Annotated in this window: 17 protein-coding genes and 1 pseudogene; 10 read left to right on the top strand and 8 right to left on the bottom strand. The window is 72.2% G+C overall.

Annotation, left to right across the window (positions count from 1 at the left end; genetic code table 11):
* Positions 1 to 69 precede the first annotated feature (69 nt).
* From HB370_RS05290 to HB370_RS05280, 3 genes are all read left to right on the top strand, one after another.
* Positions 70 to 552 (top strand): VOC family protein, encoded by a 483-nt coding sequence (locus HB370_RS05290; RefSeq protein WP_030783805.1) that lies wholly within the window; start codon positions 70 to 72, stop codon positions 550 to 552.
* Between the two features lie 103 nt (positions 553 to 655).
* Positions 656 to 1,450, top strand: coding sequence for a VOC family protein (locus HB370_RS05285; protein ID WP_030783803.1), 795 nt, complete (start codon positions 656 to 658; stop codon positions 1,448 to 1,450).
* Positions 1,451 to 1,484: 34 nt separating this feature from the next.
* Positions 1,485 to 2,198, top strand: coding sequence for a ribonuclease H (locus HB370_RS05280; protein WP_030783800.1), 714 nt, complete (start codon positions 1,485 to 1,487; stop codon positions 2,196 to 2,198).
* Here HB370_RS05280 and HB370_RS05275 read toward each other — a convergent pair whose 3' ends face one another.
* Both HB370_RS05275 and HB370_RS05270 read right to left on the bottom strand, forming a co-directional pair.
* Complete coding sequence (locus tag HB370_RS05275; RefSeq protein WP_030783798.1) at positions 2,199 to 3,020, bottom strand: tyrosinase family protein; 822 nt, start codon at positions 3,018 to 3,020, stop codon at positions 2,199 to 2,201.
* A 34-nt stretch (positions 3,021 to 3,054) separates the two neighbouring features.
* Positions 3,055 to 3,435: a tyrosinase cofactor gene (locus HB370_RS05270; protein WP_030783795.1), complete on the bottom strand. Its 381-nt coding sequence runs from the start codon at positions 3,433 to 3,435 to the stop codon at positions 3,055 to 3,057.
* 330 nt (positions 3,436 to 3,765) lie between these two features.
* Here HB370_RS05270 and HB370_RS05265 point away from each other — a divergent pair, with 330 nt between their 5' ends.
* From HB370_RS05265 to HB370_RS05240, 6 genes and pseudogenes are all read left to right on the top strand, one after another.
* Positions 3,766 to 4,962: an FAD-dependent monooxygenase gene (locus HB370_RS05265; RefSeq protein ID WP_030783793.1), complete on the top strand. Its 1,197-nt coding sequence runs from the start codon at positions 3,766 to 3,768 to the stop codon at positions 4,960 to 4,962.
* Between the two features lies 1 nt (position 4,963).
* Positions 4,964 to 5,230: pseudogene (locus tag HB370_RS05260) on the top strand (lipase family protein); the annotation flags it as partial.
* 141 nt (positions 5,231 to 5,371) lie between these two features.
* A complete protein-coding gene (locus tag HB370_RS05255) occupies positions 5,372 to 6,259 on the top strand; it encodes a LysR substrate-binding domain-containing protein (RefSeq protein WP_030783791.1) in 888 nt (295 codons plus the stop codon).
* Between the two features lie 88 nt (positions 6,260 to 6,347).
* Positions 6,348 to 7,892, top strand: coding sequence for an AMP-binding protein (locus HB370_RS05250; RefSeq protein WP_030783788.1), 1,545 nt, complete (start codon positions 6,348 to 6,350; stop codon positions 7,890 to 7,892).
* Between the two features lie 50 nt (positions 7,893 to 7,942).
* The gene (locus tag HB370_RS05245) at positions 7,943 to 8,926 is read left to right on the top strand and encodes an aldo/keto reductase (RefSeq protein WP_030783785.1); all 984 of its coding nucleotides are present in this window, start codon (positions 7,943 to 7,945) and stop codon (positions 8,924 to 8,926) included.
* 46 nt (positions 8,927 to 8,972) lie between these two features.
* Positions 8,973 to 9,467 (top strand): DUF6328 family protein, encoded by a 495-nt coding sequence (locus HB370_RS05240; RefSeq protein WP_030783782.1) that lies wholly within the window; start codon positions 8,973 to 8,975, stop codon positions 9,465 to 9,467.
* Here the strand turns inward: HB370_RS05240 and HB370_RS05235 are convergent.
* From HB370_RS05235 to HB370_RS05210, 6 genes are all read right to left on the bottom strand, one after another.
* Positions 9,464 to 10,081 carry a DUF2238 domain-containing protein gene (locus HB370_RS05235; RefSeq protein ID WP_030783779.1) on the bottom strand — a complete coding sequence of 206 codons (618 nt, stop codon included), beginning with the start codon at positions 10,079 to 10,081 and terminating at the stop codon, positions 9,464 to 9,466. The genes HB370_RS05240 and HB370_RS05235 overlap by 4 nt on opposite strands.
* Before the next feature lie 117 nt (positions 10,082 to 10,198).
* A complete protein-coding gene (locus HB370_RS05230; protein ID WP_030783777.1) occupies positions 10,199 to 10,627 on the bottom strand; it encodes an SsgA family sporulation/cell division regulator in 429 nt (142 codons plus the stop codon).
* 106 nt (positions 10,628 to 10,733) lie between these two features.
* Positions 10,734 to 11,705, bottom strand: coding sequence for an LLM class F420-dependent oxidoreductase (locus HB370_RS05225; RefSeq protein WP_030783775.1), 972 nt, complete (start codon positions 11,703 to 11,705; stop codon positions 10,734 to 10,736).
* Between the two features lie 166 nt (positions 11,706 to 11,871).
* Entirely contained in the window at positions 11,872 to 12,831 is a 960-nt protein-coding gene (locus HB370_RS05220) for a threonine/serine dehydratase (RefSeq protein ID WP_030783773.1), read from the bottom strand.
* A gap of 145 nt (positions 12,832 to 12,976) precedes the next feature.
* Positions 12,977 to 13,654: an AIM24 family protein gene (locus HB370_RS05215; RefSeq protein WP_030783771.1), complete on the bottom strand. Its 678-nt coding sequence runs from the start codon at positions 13,652 to 13,654 to the stop codon at positions 12,977 to 12,979.
* 71 nt (positions 13,655 to 13,725) lie between these two features.
* A complete protein-coding gene (locus HB370_RS05210; protein ID WP_244405427.1) occupies positions 13,726 to 14,979 on the bottom strand; it encodes a serine hydrolase domain-containing protein in 1,254 nt (417 codons plus the stop codon).
* A gap of 324 nt (positions 14,980 to 15,303) precedes the next feature.
* Between HB370_RS05210 and HB370_RS05205 the strand changes: the two genes are divergently transcribed.
* Positions 15,304 to 17,091 (top strand): M4 family metallopeptidase, encoded by a 1,788-nt coding sequence (locus HB370_RS05205; RefSeq protein ID WP_030783767.1) that lies wholly within the window; start codon positions 15,304 to 15,306, stop codon positions 17,089 to 17,091.
* The last annotated feature ends 8 nt before the right edge of the window (positions 17,092 to 17,099 follow it).

The following is a 17,099-nucleotide window of genomic DNA, read 5'->3' as shown; positions in this document are numbered from 1 at the left end:
CCGTGTTCCCCGACATTCCCCGACGTTCCCCGACGTTCCCTGTCCCGTTCCACGCCCCGGGAGGCGCTCATGACCGCCGACGCGTTCACCACCTGTCTCTGGTTCGACGGCAAGGCGGAGGAGGCCGCGCACTTCTACGTGTCCGTGTTCAAGAACTCCGCCGTCGAGCGGGTCGTGCGGTGGCCCGAGTCCGGGCCCGGCCCGGCCGGTTCCGTGCTGTCCGTGGAGTTCACGGCCAACGGCCAGAGGTTCGTCGCGCTCGACGCCGGCCCCGAGTTCACGTTCAACGAGGCCGTCTCCTTCCAGATCCTCTGCGCCGACCAGCAGGAGATCGACCACTACTGGACGAAGCTGACCGAGGGCGGCGGCGAGGGCGGCCCCTGCGGCTGGCTCAAGGACCGGTACGGCCTGTCCTGGCAGGTCGTCTACGCCCCGTTGCCCGACATGATCGCCGACCCGGACCCGGAGCGGGCCGGACGCGCCCTGCGCGCCATGATGGGCATGGGCAAGCTGGACGCGGCCGGGCTGGAGCGGGCGTACGCGGGCGAGTAGCGGCCGCCCGGCGCCGTCACGGGTCCCGGCTCGGCGCGCGGGCCGGACCCCCGGTGGCTAGCGTGAACAAACGGGGACACACCACTCCAGGAGGGCCGTCGGCATGGCCGTACAACCCGAAGGAACGCCCTGTTGGGCCGACGCGATGTTCAGCGACGTCGAGGGAGCCAAGCGGTTCTACGGCGACGTCCTCGGCTGGACCTTCGGCGAGTCCTCGTCGGAGTACGGCAACTACACCCAGGCCTACGCCGACGGCAAGGCCGTAGCGGCCGTCGTCCCGCCCATGCCCGGCCAGGAGGGCCAGTCGCAGTGGTGTCTGTACTTCGCCTCGCCGGACGCCGCGGCCACCGCCCGCAGGATCCGGGAGGCCGGCGGCGAGGTGCTGCTGGAACCGATGCGGGTCGGCGACTTCGGCACGATGTGCCTGGCCCGTGAGCCCAGCGGCGCCGTGTTCGGCGTGTGGCAGGCCGGCGCCCACGAGGGCTTCGAGGCGACGGCCACGCCCGGGGCCTACTGCTGGGCCGAGGTCTTCACCAGGGAGCCGGAGCAGGCGGACGCCTTCCTCGCCTCCGTCTTCCCCTACCGGATGAAGGAGATCGAGGACGACGCGGTGGACTTCCGGATGTTCGACATCGGCGAGGACACCGTCCTCGGCCGGATGCGGATGACCGAGGACTTCCCGCCCGAGGTGCCCTCGTACATCAATGTCTACTTCGCCGTCGACGACTGCGACGCGGCCGTCGCGCGCGCCGTCGAACTCGGCGGCATCCTCCGCTTCGGGCCGATGAGCAGCCCCTTCGGGCGGTTCGCGGCGCTCAGCGACCCGCAGGGTGCCGACTTCTCGGTGATCGACATCACCACCACCGAGGGGCAGATGCCCGCGATCAGGGACGTCTGACCGGCCCCGGCACGGCCCCGCCCGCGGCCATGGCATCATCGAGCGCATGCGTGAACGTGTGGTGGCCGCGTGCGACGGGGCTTCGAAGGGAAACCCCGGACCGGCCGGATGGGCGTGGGTGGTCTCGGACGGCGACGAGCGGACCCCCGCCCGCTGGGCGGCGGGCCCGCTCGGCCGGGCCACCAACAACGTCGCGGAACTGACGGCGCTGGAGCGGCTGCTCACGGCCGTCGACCCGGACGTGCCGCTGGAGATCCGGATGGACTCCCAGTACGCGATGAAGGCCGTCACCACCTGGCTGCCCGGCTGGAAGCGCAACGGCTGGAAGACCGCGGCCGGCAAGCCCGTCGCCAACCAGGACCTGGTGGTCCGCATCGACGAACTCCTCGGCGGCCGGTCCGTCGAGTTCCGCTACGTACCCGCCCACCAGGTCGACGGCGACCCGCTGAACGACTTCGCCGACCGCGCGGCCAGCCAGGCGGCCTCCGTCCAGGAGTCCGCCGGCAGTGAACTGGGCTCCCCGGAGCCCCCGCCGTCGCCCGACACCCCGGCGGCGGCCGGGGCGCCGCGGCGGAAGACGCCCCGCCGCACCGGCGCCGGCGCGTCCTCGTCCTCGTCGTCCTCCCGGACCATCAAGGCCAAGTTCCCCGGCCGCTGCCTGTGCGGCCGGTCCTACGCGGCCGGCGAGAAGATCGCCAAGAACGCGCAGGGCTGGGGCCACCCGGAGTGCCGTACCGCCGAGGCCTGATCAGGCGTCGAACGTGTAGTACGCGGTGTGGTCCAGCAGATCCGCCGGGCGCACGGTGTTCCACGGCTTCATGGTCTCGTTGAGGTCCACCACGTCCGGCGTGCCGCCCGTCGGCACGTACGCGGACTCCGGGTGCCGCCGCTGCCACTCGGCCCACAACTTGTCGACGTAGGCGTGGTGCAGCCAGAACACCGGGTCGTTGGGGGAGACCCCGGTGGCCATCTGCCCGCCGACCCACACATGGACCCTGTTGTGCAGATTGACCCCGCGCCAGCCCTCCAGGTGGTTGCGGAAGCCCTCCGAGGCGCTGTTGTACGGCGGCAGGTCGTAGGACGACATCGCCAGCACCGACTCGACCTCGGCGCGCGTGGGCAGTTCGGCCACGCTGGTGCCGAGCGAGCGGCGCAGGAACGTCCGGGCGTCGACGCGTACGTTGATCGGCCAGTTGCCCGTGGACGCGGCGAACGGCCCGTCCATCACCCGGCCGTCGGTGCTGCGCCCGGTGCCGCCGAGGAAGTCCGGCGCCCACAGCGAGGCCCGCACGGTGCGGTCGGCGGTCCAGTCCCAGTACGGCAGCGTGACGGAGGAGTCCACGGACTGCAGCGCCTGCTCGAAGTCGAGCAGGAATCTGCGGTGCCAGGGCAGGAACGAGGGGGAGCGGTGGCCGGTCCGCTCCCCGCTGTCGGTGTCCGACATGATGAACTCGTTGTGCGTGCGGACGAACTCGTCATAGCGCCCGCTGCGCTTCAGTTCGAGGACGGCGGCGACGAACCTGCGCTTCTCGTCGGCGGTCAGGGTGGCCTGGTTCTTGCGTACGGTCATGGTGCGCGGTGCTCCGAAGTCCTTGCTGGGGTGGTCAGTTGGCGGGGAACGGCAGCAGTGGGGCGCCCTGCAGCTCGTCCACCGCGGCACGGGCGGCGGCGCGCGGGGTGGGTACCGGGTCGTAGTGACTGACGACGCTGATCCAGCTGCCGTCGGCGTTGCGCATCACGTGCAGCTGTACGCCGTCGATGAACACCTCGTATCCGCCGCCGTGTTCGTGGTGGTGTGCGCCGCTCTCCGCCGGACGCCCCTGTATCCGGCGGCCCTTGTAGACCTCGTCGAAGGACTCGGGCGCGGCGGGCTCGTGGTGGCCGGCGGCCGACGCGGCGGGAGCGGCGAAGGTGACGGCCACCGAGGCGGTCGCGGCGACGGCGGCTGCCGCGGTGAGCGCGCGGCGCCGGGTGATCTCAGGCATGCGTGTCCTCCGGAAGAGTGAAGATTTGGTGACGACGCATGCCTATCGACAGCACCCGGAGCGGAAGAAATCCGCCGGAACCGGTTGGCTGTGATCCGGACAATTAACCACATGTCATACAGAGTTCAACAAAGATGATCTTGCTGGGGCGGTGCTCCGATCCGCACCGGAACGGGGAATTCCTTGCTGGAGCGCCCCGGTTTTCCTTGATCCTTTCCGGTGGCGGTCCGGCCGAGTGGCGCGGCTCACCACTCCAGACTGACGCGATCATGTGACGCCGCCCTGCTACTCTCCGGTGCCGTTCGGGTGCGAACGGTCACTGACAGGGGTGTGCGTGTGAAGGTCGTCTGCGTCGGAGGCGGGCCCGCCGGCCTCTGCCTCGCCCTCCTGCTCAAGCGGCAGGACCCGGCCCACGACATCACCGTCCACGAACGCGACCCCGAGGGCTCCACCTACGGCTGGGGCGTGACGTACTGGCGCGGCCTGCTCGACCGGCTCCGGGCCTACGACCCCGAGACCGCCCACGCCATCGAGGCACACTCCGTCCGGTGGACGGACGGCGTCGCCCACGTCGGCGACCTGACCACCCGGCACCACGGCGACGAGGGCTTCGGCATCGGCCGGCACCGGCTGCTCGGCCTGCTCGCCGCCCGGGCCCGCGTCCTCGGCGTCCGCCTGGAGTACGGGAGCACGCGGACCCGGCCGCCCGCCGACGCCGACCTCGTCGTCGCGGCCGACGGCGTCCACAGCGCCCTGCGGACCCGCCGCGCCGAGCACTTCGGCACCCACGTCACCCCGGGCCGCAACCCCTACCTCTGGCTCGGCACCACCAAGGTCTTCGACGCCTTCACCTTCGCCTTCACGGAGACTCCGCACGGCTGGATCTGGGCCTACGGCTACGGCTACAGCGGCGACCACAGCACCTGCGTCGTCGAGTGCGCCCCGGAGACCCTCACCGGACTCGGGCTGGACCGCGCCGGCCCCGGCGACGACCTCCCCCAGCTGGAGAAACTCTTCGCCCGCGTCCTCGACGGCCACCCCCTCGTCGCCCGCCCCGGCGCCTCCTGGACGACCTTCCGCACCCTCACCAACCGCACCTGGCACGACGGCAACGTGGTCCTGCTCGGCGACGCCGCCCACACCACCCACTACTCCATCGGCGCCGGCACCACCCTCGCCCTGGAGGACGCCATGTGCCTCGCCGACGCCCTGCGCGCGCACCCCCTGCCCGAGGCCCTCGCCGTCTACGAGCGCCGGCGCCGGACCGCGCTGCTGCCCGCGCAGAGCGCCGCCCGCCACAGCGCCCGCTGGTACGAGAACCTGCCCCGCTACATCCACCTGCCCCCGCACCGGATGTTCGCCCTGCTCGGCCAGCGCCACTCACCCCTGCTGCCGTACGTCCCTCCGCAGCTGTACTACGGCCTGGACAAGGCGGCCGGACGGCTGGAGCCGCTGCGCAGGTTCAAGCGCTGGCTCGGCCCCCGCGCCGCCCGCGTCCTGCAGGCCCGCACCGAGCGCCCCCGCTGACCACCAGGGCTTCGGCGGCCGGATGTACCGCTTCGTCAACAACAACGGCATCGTTCCGTAGCTCCCGCCGGAGCCGGTCCGCACCCCCGTCAGGGCGTTGCGTCACCTCGACTCCGAGGGCAGGCTGCACGAGTCCGTGCCGCTGCTGCCGGCGCTGGGCGACCGGGCCCGGGGTCTGACCGCGGACCCCTTCGCACCCGCCGCCGACGGCGTCCGCGACCACCTCATGCGCCACTACCTCGCCGCCCTGGAACACAACCCGGCCTGAGCCGCCCGGCGGGACGACCGGGCGGGACCGGGTGTCGGCACCGGGCCGGTGTGCGGAGGGGCGACCGCGTGGGATGGGCTGCCGGTCCACCCGGCCGGTGTCCGGCGGGGCGACCGCCGGGGATCCGGCGACACTGTCGGCATGGATCTGCTGTCCCTGCGCTATTTCCAGGCCGTCGCCCGGCACCAGCACATCAGCCGGGCCGCCGAGGAACTACGGGTCGCCCAGCCGTCGGTGAGCCGGACCATCCCCCGGCTCGAAACCGAACTCGGCGTCCCGCTGTTCGACCGTCAGGGCCGCCGCATACGGCTCAACGACCACGGCGCCGCCTTCCTGGCCCGGGTCGACCGCGCGCTGACGGAACTCGACGACGCACGGCGGGAGTTGGCCGACGCCGCCGGGCCCGGCCCCGGACGTGTCGCCGTGGCCGCCGAGACCCTGCTCCAGCTGTCCGGCGTGCTCTCCGCGTTCCGCGCGCTGCGGCCCGGGGTGCGGGTGCGCCTCTTCCAGGCCCCGGCGGACGCCATGCACCGCCATCTGCGCGCGGGCGAGGTGGACTTCGCCATCGCCTCCCAGCCACTCGCCGGGCCCGGGCTGTCCACGCTGGAACTGGCCCGCGAAGAGGTGCTGTTGGCCGTACCCACCGGGCACCCCCTGGCCGGCCGGGGAAGCGTCGCGGTGGCCGAGCTGGCCGGCGAGGACTTCGTCAGCACCCGCGCCGGCCACTGGCAACGGGCGCTGCTGGAGCGGCTGTTCGCCCGCGAGGGCCTCACCCCGCGAGTGGTCTGCGAGGGGGACGAGGCGGCCGCCACCCCCGAGCTGGTCGGTGCCGGACTCGGCCTCTGCCTGCTGCCGGCCGTCGCCCGGCGGGCCATCGGTGAGGACGGACCGGTGGCCTGGCTGCGGCTGGACGCCCCGGACTGCCACCGCACGCTGACCCTGGTGTGGCGGCAGAACGCCTATCTCTCGCCCGCCGCGCGGGACTTCCGCCGGCTGGCCCGGGAACGGCTCATGCCCCTCGCGTCATGAACACATGGCCGAACCGGTCGTGGAAGGCATGAGCGCCTCCCCATTAGCGTCGCACCGTGCCCACCGCTCCGGACGAGGGAGAACAGTGATGAGCGAGCAACACGCCCCCGCACAGGCCGGGTTCCGCAGCTACGCGGAGGCCGTCCTCGACGTGCTGTCCGCCCGGCCGGCACGGGCGGCGGTCACCACCGCCGAGGGACGGGTGGTCCGCGCCGGCGAGTTCCGGGACCAGGTGCACCGGCTCGCCTGGGAACTCGCCGGGCGCGGGGTCGGCCGCGGGACCACGGTCACCCTGCTCACCGGCAACACCGTGGAGGCCCTCGTGGCCCGCTACGCCGCCAACCTGACCGGCGCCCGCGTGGTCGTCCTCTACGAGGGCATGAGCCCGCCGGTCATGGCGCGGGTGATGGCGAGCGTCGACTGCTCCCTGCTGCTGGCGGACGACCGGCAGCGGGAGGCGGCCCGGCAGCTGTCCCGGCTCCCCGGCACCCCCGAACTCCGCTGGCTGGGACCGGACGGTGACGCGGAGGACCTGCTCGCCGCGGCGGCCCGGCGCCCGGCCCGGCCGATGGGCGGCCGGGTGGGACCCGACGACGACTGGTGCGTCCGGCACACCGGCGGAACCACCGGCATTCCCAAGGGCATCCGCATGACCCACGGCGCCTACCGGCTGAGCATGGACCAGGGCTTCGCGGTCGCCGGCGACCCGCCCCGCTTCCTGGCCTGCACCGCCCTCGCCCATCTCGCCGGGATCTTCGCCGACCTGGCGCTGTACCAGGGCGGCTCGGTGGTGCTGCGGCACGGCTTCGAACCCGGGGACGTGCTGGCCACGATCCAGCGCGAACGCGTCACCCACACCTGGCTGCTGCCGCCCCTGCTGTACCGGCTGCTGGACCACCCCGACCTGCCGCGCACCGACCTGTCCGCGCTGCGCCGGATCAGCTACGGCGGCACGCCCGCCTCTCCGGCCCGGATGCGGCAGGCCGCCCGGGTCCTCGGGCCGGTGCTGCACGGCATGTACGGGCAGGCCGAGACGCAGCTCATCACCCAGACGGGCCCCGAGGAGCAGGAGGTGACCGGCCGCGGCGGCCAGCTGACGGTCGGCCGGGCCCTGCCGGGCGTGGAGATCGCGATCCGGGACGCCGACGGCACCACCCTGCCGCCCGGGGAGTGGGGCGAGGTGCGGGTGCGCTCGCCGTATGTGATGGGCGGCTACTGGAAGCAGCCGGAGCTGACCGCCGAGGTGCTGCGGGACGGCTGGGTGCACACCGGCGACGTCGGCTACCTCGACGAGGACGGCTACCTCTACCTGGTGGACCGGATCAAGGAGATGATCGTGGTCGTGGGCGGCCACGTCTACCCGGCGGAGCTGGAGGAACTGCTGCTGAGCCATCCCGCCGTCGGCCGGTGCGCGGTGTTCGGCAGCCGGGACGACGACGCGGTGGAACACGTCCACGCCGCCGTGGTTCCCGCCGCCGGGCAGCGGCCCACGCTGGAGGAGATCCGGGACTTCGTCACCGCCCGCAAGGGGCGCCTCTACGCCCCCGCCACCCTGCACCTGGTGCCGGACATCCCGCTGACGGCGGCGGGCAAACCGGACAAGCGGCAGCTGCGCACCCTGCTGACCGGCTGATCCGGCCTGCCAGGTGCACGGGACGCCGTACCGGATGACAGACTGAGGCCATGGACGAACGCGTGATCGGCAGGTCGGGTCAGTGGGCATCGGTGGTCGGGCTCGGCACATGGCAGCTGGGCGCCGACTGGGGCGACGTGGACGACAAGGTGGCCCTCTCCGTCCTCGAGGCGGCGGCCGAGGCCGGGGTGACCTTCTTCGACACCGCCGACGTGTACGGCGACGGGCGCAGCGAACAGACCATCGCCTCCTTCCTGCGCGGCCGGCCCGACCTGCACGTCCTCGTGGCCACCAAGATGGGCCGCCGGGTGGAGCAGATCCCGCAGAACTACGTCCTGGACAACTTCCGCGCCTGGAACGACCGTTCGCGCCGCAACCTCGGCGTCGACCGCATCGACCTGGTGCAGCTGCACTGCCCGCCCACCCCCGTCTACTCCTCCGACGAGGTCTTCGACGCCCTGGACACCCTGGTGGCGGAGGAGCGCGTCGCCGCCTACGGGGTGAGCGTGGAGACCTGTGAGCAGGCGCTCACCGCGATCGCCCGCCCGGGCGTGGCCAGCGTGCAGATCATCCTCAACCCGTTCCGCATGAAGCCGCTGCGCGAGGTGGTGCCCGCCGCCCGCGCGGCCGGCGTCGGCATCATCGCGCGGGTGCCGCTCGCCTCCGGGCTGCTGTCCGGGAAGTACACCAAGGACACGGTGTTCGCGGCCGACGACCACCGGACCTACAACCGGCACGGCGAGGCGTTCGACCAGGGCGAGACCTTCTCCGGGGTCGACTACGCCACCGGTGTGGAGGCCGCCGCCGAGTTCGCCGCGCTGGCCCCCGAGGGCTACACCCCGGCCCAGCTCGCGCTGCGCTGGATCATCGAGCAGGAGGGTGTCACCACCGTGATCCCCGGCGCCCGCAACCCGGAGCAGGCCCGCGCCAACGCCGCCGCGGCCAAGCTGCCGCCGCTGCCGCCGCAGACCTTCACCGCGATCCGCGAGCTGTACGACCGCCGGATCAAGGACCAGGTCGAACACCGCTGGTAGCGGCTTCGTCCGTTTGGCGAACGGACGGACGGTTACACGGCACCGCATGACGCGTGATGGGCGGCGCAGAGGGCGCGACGAGACCGAGGAGGAGCGGGCCGACCGGATGTGGGTGGAACTCATCCAGGAGGTCCGCGTCGCACAGACGGGCGTACAGATCCTGTTCGGCTTCCTGCTGACCGTGGTCTTCCAGCCGAAGTACGGCCGCCTGGCCGACACCGACCAGGTGATCTACATCGTGACCGTCGTCATGGGCGCCTGCGCCACCGGCGCCCTCATAGGACCGGTGTCCCTGCACCGCCTGGTCTCCGGCCACCGCGTCAAACCGCGGGCGGTACGGCTGGCCTCCCGGATGACCCTGGTCGGCCTCGCCCTCCTGCTCGCCACGATGACCTCCTCCCTCCTGCTGATCCTCCGCGTGGCCACCCACGACGGCTACGTGCCCTACCTGGTGACGGCCGTCGTGGCCTGGTACGTCCTGTGCTGGTACGCCCTGCCCCTCTGGGCCCGCCGACGCAACACGGACGGGTCGGAGGACTAACCGCGGACGGTCGCGGGTGTGCGCAAGGTGCGTAGTTGGCGGTCGTGGAGGCGGCTGAGCAGGGCGAGGGACAGCAGGGCGCCGGTCAGGGCGCAGAACATGTCCCACTGGGTGTCCCAGACGTCGCCCTGGGTCGCGAGGAAGGCGTCCGCGTCGTGGCCGCCGATCTCGGCCGCCAGCCACTCCAGCAGCTCGAAGCAGGCGCTGAAGGCCATACAGGCGCACACGGTGAGCGGTGCCAGCCAGCGGCTGCCGCGCAACGGTGAGGTGCGGGACAGCAGTTCGCGGACCAGTAGGGCGGGGACGAAGCCCTGCACGAGGTGCCCGAAACGGTCGTACGGGTTGCGGTCCAGGCCGAAGGTGTCGCGCATCCAGTCGCCCAGCGGCACCTGCGCGTACGTGTAGTGCCCGCCGACCGCGAGGACCAGCGCGTGCGCGGTGAGCAGCCCGCACAGCAGCCCGGTCAGCGGGAAGCGGCGCCAGGCCAGCACCACCAGCGGCAGCCCCACGAGCACCCACACCGTCTCCAGGAACCAGGTGGTGCGGTCGTGCGCGCCGATCGCCGACACGGCCAGCGCCGTGGCCGCCACGCCGGCGAAGACGGCGGGCGGCACACGGCGCGGCGCCCGGAGCGGGGCGGGGTGCACTGCGGTCACGGCGGGGGCTCCTTGCCTGAGGCGTCGTGGAGCCCCCATGGTGGTGCCGGGCCGGGCCCGTGGGCATGAGTACGGCTACTCAGCCCCGGAGAGGATCTCCGCCAGCAGCTCGTCCACGTCGACGCGCTCATGGCCCGGCGGTACGACCTGGTGTGTCTCGCGCAGAAAGGCCGCCACCGCGGGCGCCCACGCCAGCACCACCGCCCGGTGCCGGCTGCCGTCCGGCCGGCTGTCGCCGAAAAACTCCATCCGCAGCTCGTGGCACGGCCCGCTGCCCTGCGGCCGCAGCCGTACGTCGCCCATGCCGACCGGACCGGCCAGGCCCGCGGACAGCATCTCCCGGTCCAGCCGCCAGCAGGCCAGCACCCGGCCGTCGTGGGCGAAGGCGGCGGTGACGGCGAACGGGTCGTCGGCGGCGTAGCCGAGATGGGCCAGCACCGGACACCGCCCGGTGCCGGGCGCGAGAAGCTGCACCACGAGGGTCTTGTGGACGAACGGGTTCACGCGGGGCCTCCGGCAGACGATCGGCGTAGAGACACCTAGTACCCCGGCTCCGCCCGGAATGCTCACCCGTGTGGCTGATTCCCGCGCCACACCGCTGGACGGCCCGTCAGCCGAACGCCTCCCGCAGCGCCGGCAGCAGGGTCTTCGCCGACCAGTCCAGGAACTCCCGCTGCGCGTCACCGCCGATCTGCACCAGCGCGATCTCCCCGAACCCGGCCTCCGCGTAGGGCCGTACGGCCTCCACGAAGGCCTCCGGATCGTCACCGCACGGGATGGAGGAGGCCACGTCGTCCTCGGTGACGAACTGCGTCGCCGCCTCGAACGAGTCGGGGTGCGGCAGTTCGGCGTTCACCTTCCAGCCCAGGCCGAACCAGCGGAACTGGGAGTGGGCGCGCTTGACCGCCGTGTCCCGGTCGGGGTCGTAGCTCACCGGCAGCTGGCCCACCCGGGGCTTGCCGCTGCCGCCGTGCCGGTCGAAGGCCTCCAGCAGGCCCGCCTTCGGCTCGGTCGCGATCACCAGATCGGCCAGGCGCCCGGCCAGTTCGCAGGACTGGTCGCCGGAGACGGCGATGCCGATCGGCGGCGCCTGCTCCGGAAGATCCCACAGCCGGGCCGACTCCACGTCGTAGTGCTGCCCGTGGTGGGTGACATGGCCGCCCTCGAACAGCGCGCGGATGATCCGCACCGCCTCCTCCAGCATCTCGTGGCGGACGTCCACCGGGGGCCAGCCGCCGCCCACGACATGCTCGTTCAGGTTCTCACCGGCGCCGAGGCCGAGCCGGAACCTGCCCTCCGACAGCAACTGCACGGTCGCCGCCTTCTGCGCCACGACCGCCGGGTGGTAGCGCAGGATGGGACAGGTGACGTACGTCATCAGGGGGATCCGCGAGGTGGCCTGGGCGGCGGCGCCCAGCACGCTCCACGCGTACGAGGAGTGCCCCTGCGCGCGCAACCACGGGAAGTAGTGGTCCGAGATCACCGAGAAGTCGAACCCCGCCTCCTCGGCGCCCACCACGTGCTCCACCAGGTCCCGGGGACCTGCCTGCTCGGTCATCATCGTGTATCCGATTTGCACCATATCCAGCGAGTCCCCGGCTCGGCGCCCGGAAAACGGCCCACGGCGCGGGTCGTCCCCGCGACACCCGGAACGGGTCAGGGAGCGCGCGTTCGCGTACGGGCGGTAGCCGACCGGCAGCGCGGGGTGGGGGAGGCGGAGGCGGCCGGCGTGGATCTCCGGCGGGCCCTCACAGCAGCCCGAACCGGTTGGCCCAGCCCATGATTTCCGGCGGGGTGGTGTTGCCGCCGCACAGCACGAGCCCGATCCGGGCGCCGTCACCGACCCGCTCCACCACCTGCCGGGCCGCGGGCAGCAGACAGCCCGCCGCCGGCTCGGCCCACACCTTGGCGTGGTCGGCGAGATCCAGACAGCCCCGTACCGCGTCCCGGTCCGGCACCACCAGGACCTCCTCGACGAGGGCCGACACATGGTCGTACGTCAGCCGTGACACCGAGGGCGCGCTCAACGTGGTGACCAGGGACGACAACGGCACCCGCACCGGGCCGCCCGCCTGGAGCGCGCCGGACATCGCCTCCGCGCCCTCGGTCTCCACGCCCCACACCCGTACCCCCGGCCGCCGCGCGCGCAGGGCCGCCGCGACCCCGGCGATCAGACCGCCGCCGCCCACGCTGACGACGACATCGGTCAGCTCCCCGGCGTCCTCGGCCAGCTCCAGTCCCACGGTGCCCTGCCCGGCGATCAGGGCCGGGTCGTCGAACGGGTGGACCAGGGTCAGCCCCTCGTCCCGCAACCGCGTCACCAGTTCGAAGGCGCTGTCCATGCCGTCGGTCACGCGCACCGACGCCCCGGCCTCCTCGACGAGCGCGAGGGAGCGGGCGGGGGCGGTGCGCGGCATGACGACGGTCGCCTTCACGTCGAGGGCCGCCGCCATCACCGCGAGCGCGATCCCGTGGTTGCCGCCGCTCACCGCGACCACGCCCGCCGCCCGCTCGGCCGCGCTCAGCGACAGCAGCTTCGCCGTGGCCCCGCGCGCCTTGAACGAGCCGGTGCGCTGGAGCAGTTCGAGCTTGGCGGTGACGGGGACGCCGAGCAGGGCGGTGAGCCCGGGGCTCGGCACCGTCGGTGTGCGGACGACGTGGCCGGCGATGTGCCGGGCGGCGGCTTCGATGTCCGCCAGGCCGATCAGGGCGCTGTCCGAGATGTCGTTCAAGACGCTTCATCCTTCCGGCACGGGTCGGGAGCCGTACCGCTCGCACCTTGACCCGCCGGGAGGGCGGCGGTCAACGGCGTTCCGGATCATGGCCGCCTCCGGCGCCCCGGTGCCGGCGGACTCAGTGCTGCTGGCTCTTCTGGGGCGTCAGCTCGCTCGGGCGCACCACCACGAACCCCTCGCCCTGGAACATCAGCTGCACGGCCTCGCCGGAACCGCCGCGCAGCATCGAGCCGAGGGACTGCGAGCGGTGCAGCGAGGTCCGCAGATGCGTGGTCCAGCCCACCACCGCGTCCGTGTCGACGTACACCGGCGCCTGTTCGGACACGGGGATGACCAGCGGGTTGCCCTCGCAGACCAGACCGAGCCGGCCCTGTCCGGTGAACACGCTGTTGAACAGGCCGCCGCCGGTGATGCCCGACCCCTTCACCGTCTTGATCTCGTACGACAGCGACGCGTCGAAACACAGCACGTTGCGGCCGTTGACGGTGAACTGGTCACCGGGCTCGACGTCGACGATGAAGCAGTTCTGCGCCTCGTGCGCGAACCAGGCCTCGCCTTGTCCGCGCACCGCCATCAGGGGCAGTCCCTCACCGGTCACCGCACGCTTGAGCATGCCGCCGACGCCCTGCCCCTTGCGCTCGAACACCAAGTCGCCGCGGTAGGCGACCATCGCGCCCTGCCGGGCGTACATCTCGCCGTTCACCGCGTACTTGACGCACTTGGCGTTCTCGACGGACATTCCCGGCGTCACGGCCGGCTGCACCACGTGCTGACTGGAAAAGAGATCACCCTTCATGCAGGGCATGGTGTCCCGGACGGTCTGATTCCGCCAAGATCACCGAGCGTGTCGGCCGGGCCACCCGCCGGTCACTTCCCGCAGAACGCCGACTCCAGCGCCCCGGCCAGGGTGTTGAGCACCTTGGCGTTGTTCGAGGTGTTCGCCATGGCCGTGAGGGTCCGCCCGCCGTCCTTCGTGCCGAAGGCGTAGGTGTAGTAGCCCTGCACCGCGCCCGTGTGCCCGTACACCGACACCCCGCAGGACAGATCGCGCCGCCGCAGCCCGAGGCCGTACGCCGTCGTGCTGTTCACCTTGGTGAACCGCTCCATGTCGGCGAGCCGCGCGGCGGACAGCAGCCTGCCCTTGAGCAGCGCGCCGTAGAAGACGTCGAGGTCCCGGGCGCTGGAGATGACCGCCCCGGCGCTCTGCGCCCAGGAGACGGTCTGGGCGGTCGCGTCGACCAGCGGGGCGCCCGCGCGGTCCGGGGTCAGGTATCCGCGGGTGTGCCGGCCCGGGATCGCGGTGTCCGGGTGGACGTAGAAGGTGTCGGTCAGCTTCAGCGGCTTGACGATCCGGTTCTGGTAGGCGGTTCGCACCGGCTGCCCGGTGAGCTTCTCGACGAGCAGCCCGGCGACGACGAAGTTGGTGTTGGAGTAGGAGTATGCGGCGCCGGGCGCGTTGGTGCGGGGCTTCTTCAGGGAGAGGGCGACCAACTGCCGGTAGGTGAAGACCTTTTTGCGGACGGCCTCGAAGCCGGAGACGCTCGCGGCGAACATGTCGTCGCTGTAGTCGTACAGCCCGCTGCGGTGGCTCAGCAGATGGCGCACGGTGATCCGGTCGTCCGGCAGCAGGCCCGGCAGATAGCGGTTGACCGGCGCGTCCAGGGCGAGCCGGTGTTCGTCGACGAGTTGGAGCAGCACCACCGTCGTGAAGGTCTTGGTGACGCTGCCGATCCGGAACCGGTCAGCGGTGCTGATGGCCCGTCCGGTGCCGCGGTCGGCGACACCGCGGGTGACCCGGTAGGTCCGGCCGTGGTCGTCGATCCGGGCCAGCGCCCCCGGCGCCCCCTGGGCCACCGCCGAGCGCAACACCGCGGCGAGGCCCGCGGTGTCGGGTGCCGGCAGCGCCGCCGCGGCCGGGCCGCGCGGCGCCGTCGCTGCCAGCCGTGCCGCCGCCGTCGCCGCCTGGCGTGCCGCCGTCGCCGCTGCCTGCCGTCCCACCGCCGCGGGAGTTGCCGCTGCTTGCCGTGCCGCCGCCTGGGTGTCCGGTGTCCCCGTCGCCGCCCGTGCCGGGACCGCGAGCAGCGACAGCGCGACCGCGCCGAGTACCCCTGCCCGTCCCATAGTTGCCGAGACCATCCCTACCCACTTCCGTCCGGTCGGTTACTGATGCGATATCGGTCACACTCCGCCCTGGGAACCTAGGCGACAAGAACCCCGTCTCCCCAGTCGACACACGAGGGGTCATGTTGTGATCACTCTGTGGCTCTCATGTGTAAAGGATTGCCATAGAGGTTCACGAAATGGATCATTCCGGCTTTACGTGCCCATGACTGATCGGCAAGGGTTGTCCCCGGGGCCAGACCAGCCCCCGTGGCGCCCAACCGCGCCATGTCTCAAGGCGGTTGACGACCTCGGCCGCCTGCGTACGAAGGAACCCTGATCAGATTGCGTAGACCGCACATACGCACCGTGGCGGTGGCCGTCGCGGTGGCGACGGCTGCCACCGGCCTGGCCGGTACGGCCTTCGCGGGTCCCGGCACGGGGGAGCGGCACGCCACCGCCTCGGCCTCCTCGAACGCCGCGGTGGTGGTGGAGGCCGCGCGCACCGCGGCCTTCGCGCACGCCTCGGCGACCGGCGTCTCCCAGGGCGACGAACTGCACGCCCAGGACGTCATGCTCGACCCCGAGGGCGCGCGGCACGTCCGCTTCGTCCGCACCCACAACGGCCTGCCGGTGCTCGGCGGCGACCTCGTCGTCCACCTCGACGGCAAGCTCGGCTACGCCGGTGCGACCCGCGCGGCCGGTCACACGGTCAAGCCCGCCGCCGCCAAGGCGAAGCTGACGGCCGCCCAGGCCGCCGCCACGGCCGCCCGGGCCGCGAAGGGCGACGCGAGCGGCGCCCGGCTCGTGGTGGACGCCCGGGGCGGCGCCTCCGCGCTCGCCTACCAGGTCACCGTCACCGACCGGGACACCGCCCGCACGGTCGTCGTCGACGCGGTCAGCGGCAAGGTGCGCAGCAACACGCCCACCCGGGACGAGTTCCTGTCGCCGAAGCTGCTCGACGCCCTGCGCGAGCGCGGCGAGACCCTCGACCCGGCCACCGGCACCGCTTCCGCCGCGGCCGCCTCCGGCCTGGCCGGCTCGGGCGCCACCGGCGCCACGCGTTACCCGTCGGCCGCCAAGGGCACCGGCAAGACCCTCTTCGTGGGCAACGTCGGCCTCACCACGACGCAGACCTCGCGCGGTCACTACCAGCTCAAGGACCCGAACCGGTACGGCACCGAGACCCGGGATGCCAAGGGCTCGTACACCGAGAAGTTCGGCTCCGGCGCGAAGTTCACCAACACGACCAACGTGTGGGGCAACGGCGCGACCAGCAGCCGGGTCACGGTCGCCGCCGACGCCCAGTACGGCGTCACCAAGACGCTGGACTTCTACAAGTCCACGTTCCAGCGCAAGGGCATCCGCAACAACAGCAAGGCCGCCCAGGCGATGGTCCACTGGGGCAAGAAGGTCGCCAACGCCTTCTGGGACCCCACCTGCAACTGCATGCTGTACGGCGACGGCGACGGCCAGATGTTCAAGAAGCCGCTCGTCGTCCTCGACGTCACGGGTCACGAGCTGACCCACGGCGTGGTGGAGGCGACCGCCAACCTCCAGCCGACCTTCGTCGACGCCGACGGCAACCAGTACGGCGAGCCCGGCTCGCTGAACGAGTCGCTCGCGGACATCTTCGGCTCGAACGTCGAGTTCTACGCCAAGAACGCGAAGGACACCCCGGACTACCTGGTCGGCGAGAAGCTGGGCCTCGCGCAGAAGTTCCTGCGCCGCCTGGACCGCCCGTCGCTGGACAAGCTCGAGGGCACCGTCGACTACTGGTCGCCGAAGCTCTACGACATGGAGGTGCACGCGGGTTCCGGTGTCTCCTCGCACGCCTACTACCTGCTCGCCGAGGGCAGCGGCAAGAAGAAGATCGGCGGTGTCGAATACAACTCGCCGACCTACCGCAACCTCCAGGTCAAGGGCATCGGCCGGGCCAAGGCGACCGCCATCTACTACCGGGCGCTCACCCGCTACATGGTCTCCAGCACCGACTTCCACCAGGCGCGCACCGCGACGCTGAAGGCGGCCAAGGACCTGTACGGCGCGAACAGCACCGAGTACAAGACGGTCGACAAGTCCTGGGCGGCGGTGAACGTCACCGCCGCCAACACCCCGCGCGCCCGCCACTGACGGACGGC

This window comes from Streptomyces sp. DSM 40868 (assembly GCF_011820545.1).
In the GTDB taxonomy this organism is placed as follows: Bacteria; Actinomycetota; Actinomycetes; order Streptomycetales; family Streptomycetaceae; genus Streptomyces; species Streptomyces eurythermus.
The sequence above is the reverse complement of the archived record's forward strand: the minus strand, read 5'-3'. Positions and strand labels throughout refer to the sequence as shown.

Coding starts and splice junctions, on each gene's coding strand:
- HB370_RS05245 (WP_030783785.1), top strand. CDS start 7,943: ATGGACGAACGCGTGATCGGCAGGTCGGGTCAGTGGGCATCGGTGGTC.
- HB370_RS05210 (WP_244405427.1), bottom strand. CDS start 14,979: ATGGGACGGGCAGGGGTACTCGGCGCGGTCGCGCTGTCGCTGCTCGCG.
- HB370_RS05215 (WP_030783771.1), bottom strand. CDS start 13,654: ATGAAGGGTGATCTCTTTTCCAGTCAGCACGTGGTGCAGCCGGCCGTG.
- HB370_RS05225 (WP_030783775.1), bottom strand. CDS start 11,705: ATGGTGCAAATCGGATACACGATGATGACCGAGCAGGCAGGTCCCCGG.
- HB370_RS05250 (WP_030783788.1), top strand. CDS start 6,348: ATGAGCGAGCAACACGCCCCCGCACAGGCCGGGTTCCGCAGCTACGCG.
- HB370_RS05290 (WP_030783805.1), top strand. CDS start 70: ATGACCGCCGACGCGTTCACCACCTGTCTCTGGTTCGACGGCAAGGCG.
- HB370_RS05255 (WP_030783791.1), top strand. CDS start 5,372: ATGGATCTGCTGTCCCTGCGCTATTTCCAGGCCGTCGCCCGGCACCAG.
- HB370_RS05285 (WP_030783803.1), top strand. CDS start 656: ATGGCCGTACAACCCGAAGGAACGCCCTGTTGGGCCGACGCGATGTTC.
- HB370_RS05240 (WP_030783782.1), top strand. CDS start 8,973: ATGACGCGTGATGGGCGGCGCAGAGGGCGCGACGAGACCGAGGAGGAG.
- HB370_RS05270 (WP_030783795.1), bottom strand. CDS start 3,435: ATGCCTGAGATCACCCGGCGCCGCGCGCTCACCGCGGCAGCCGCCGTC.
- HB370_RS05275 (WP_030783798.1), bottom strand. CDS start 3,020: ATGACCGTACGCAAGAACCAGGCCACCCTGACCGCCGACGAGAAGCGC.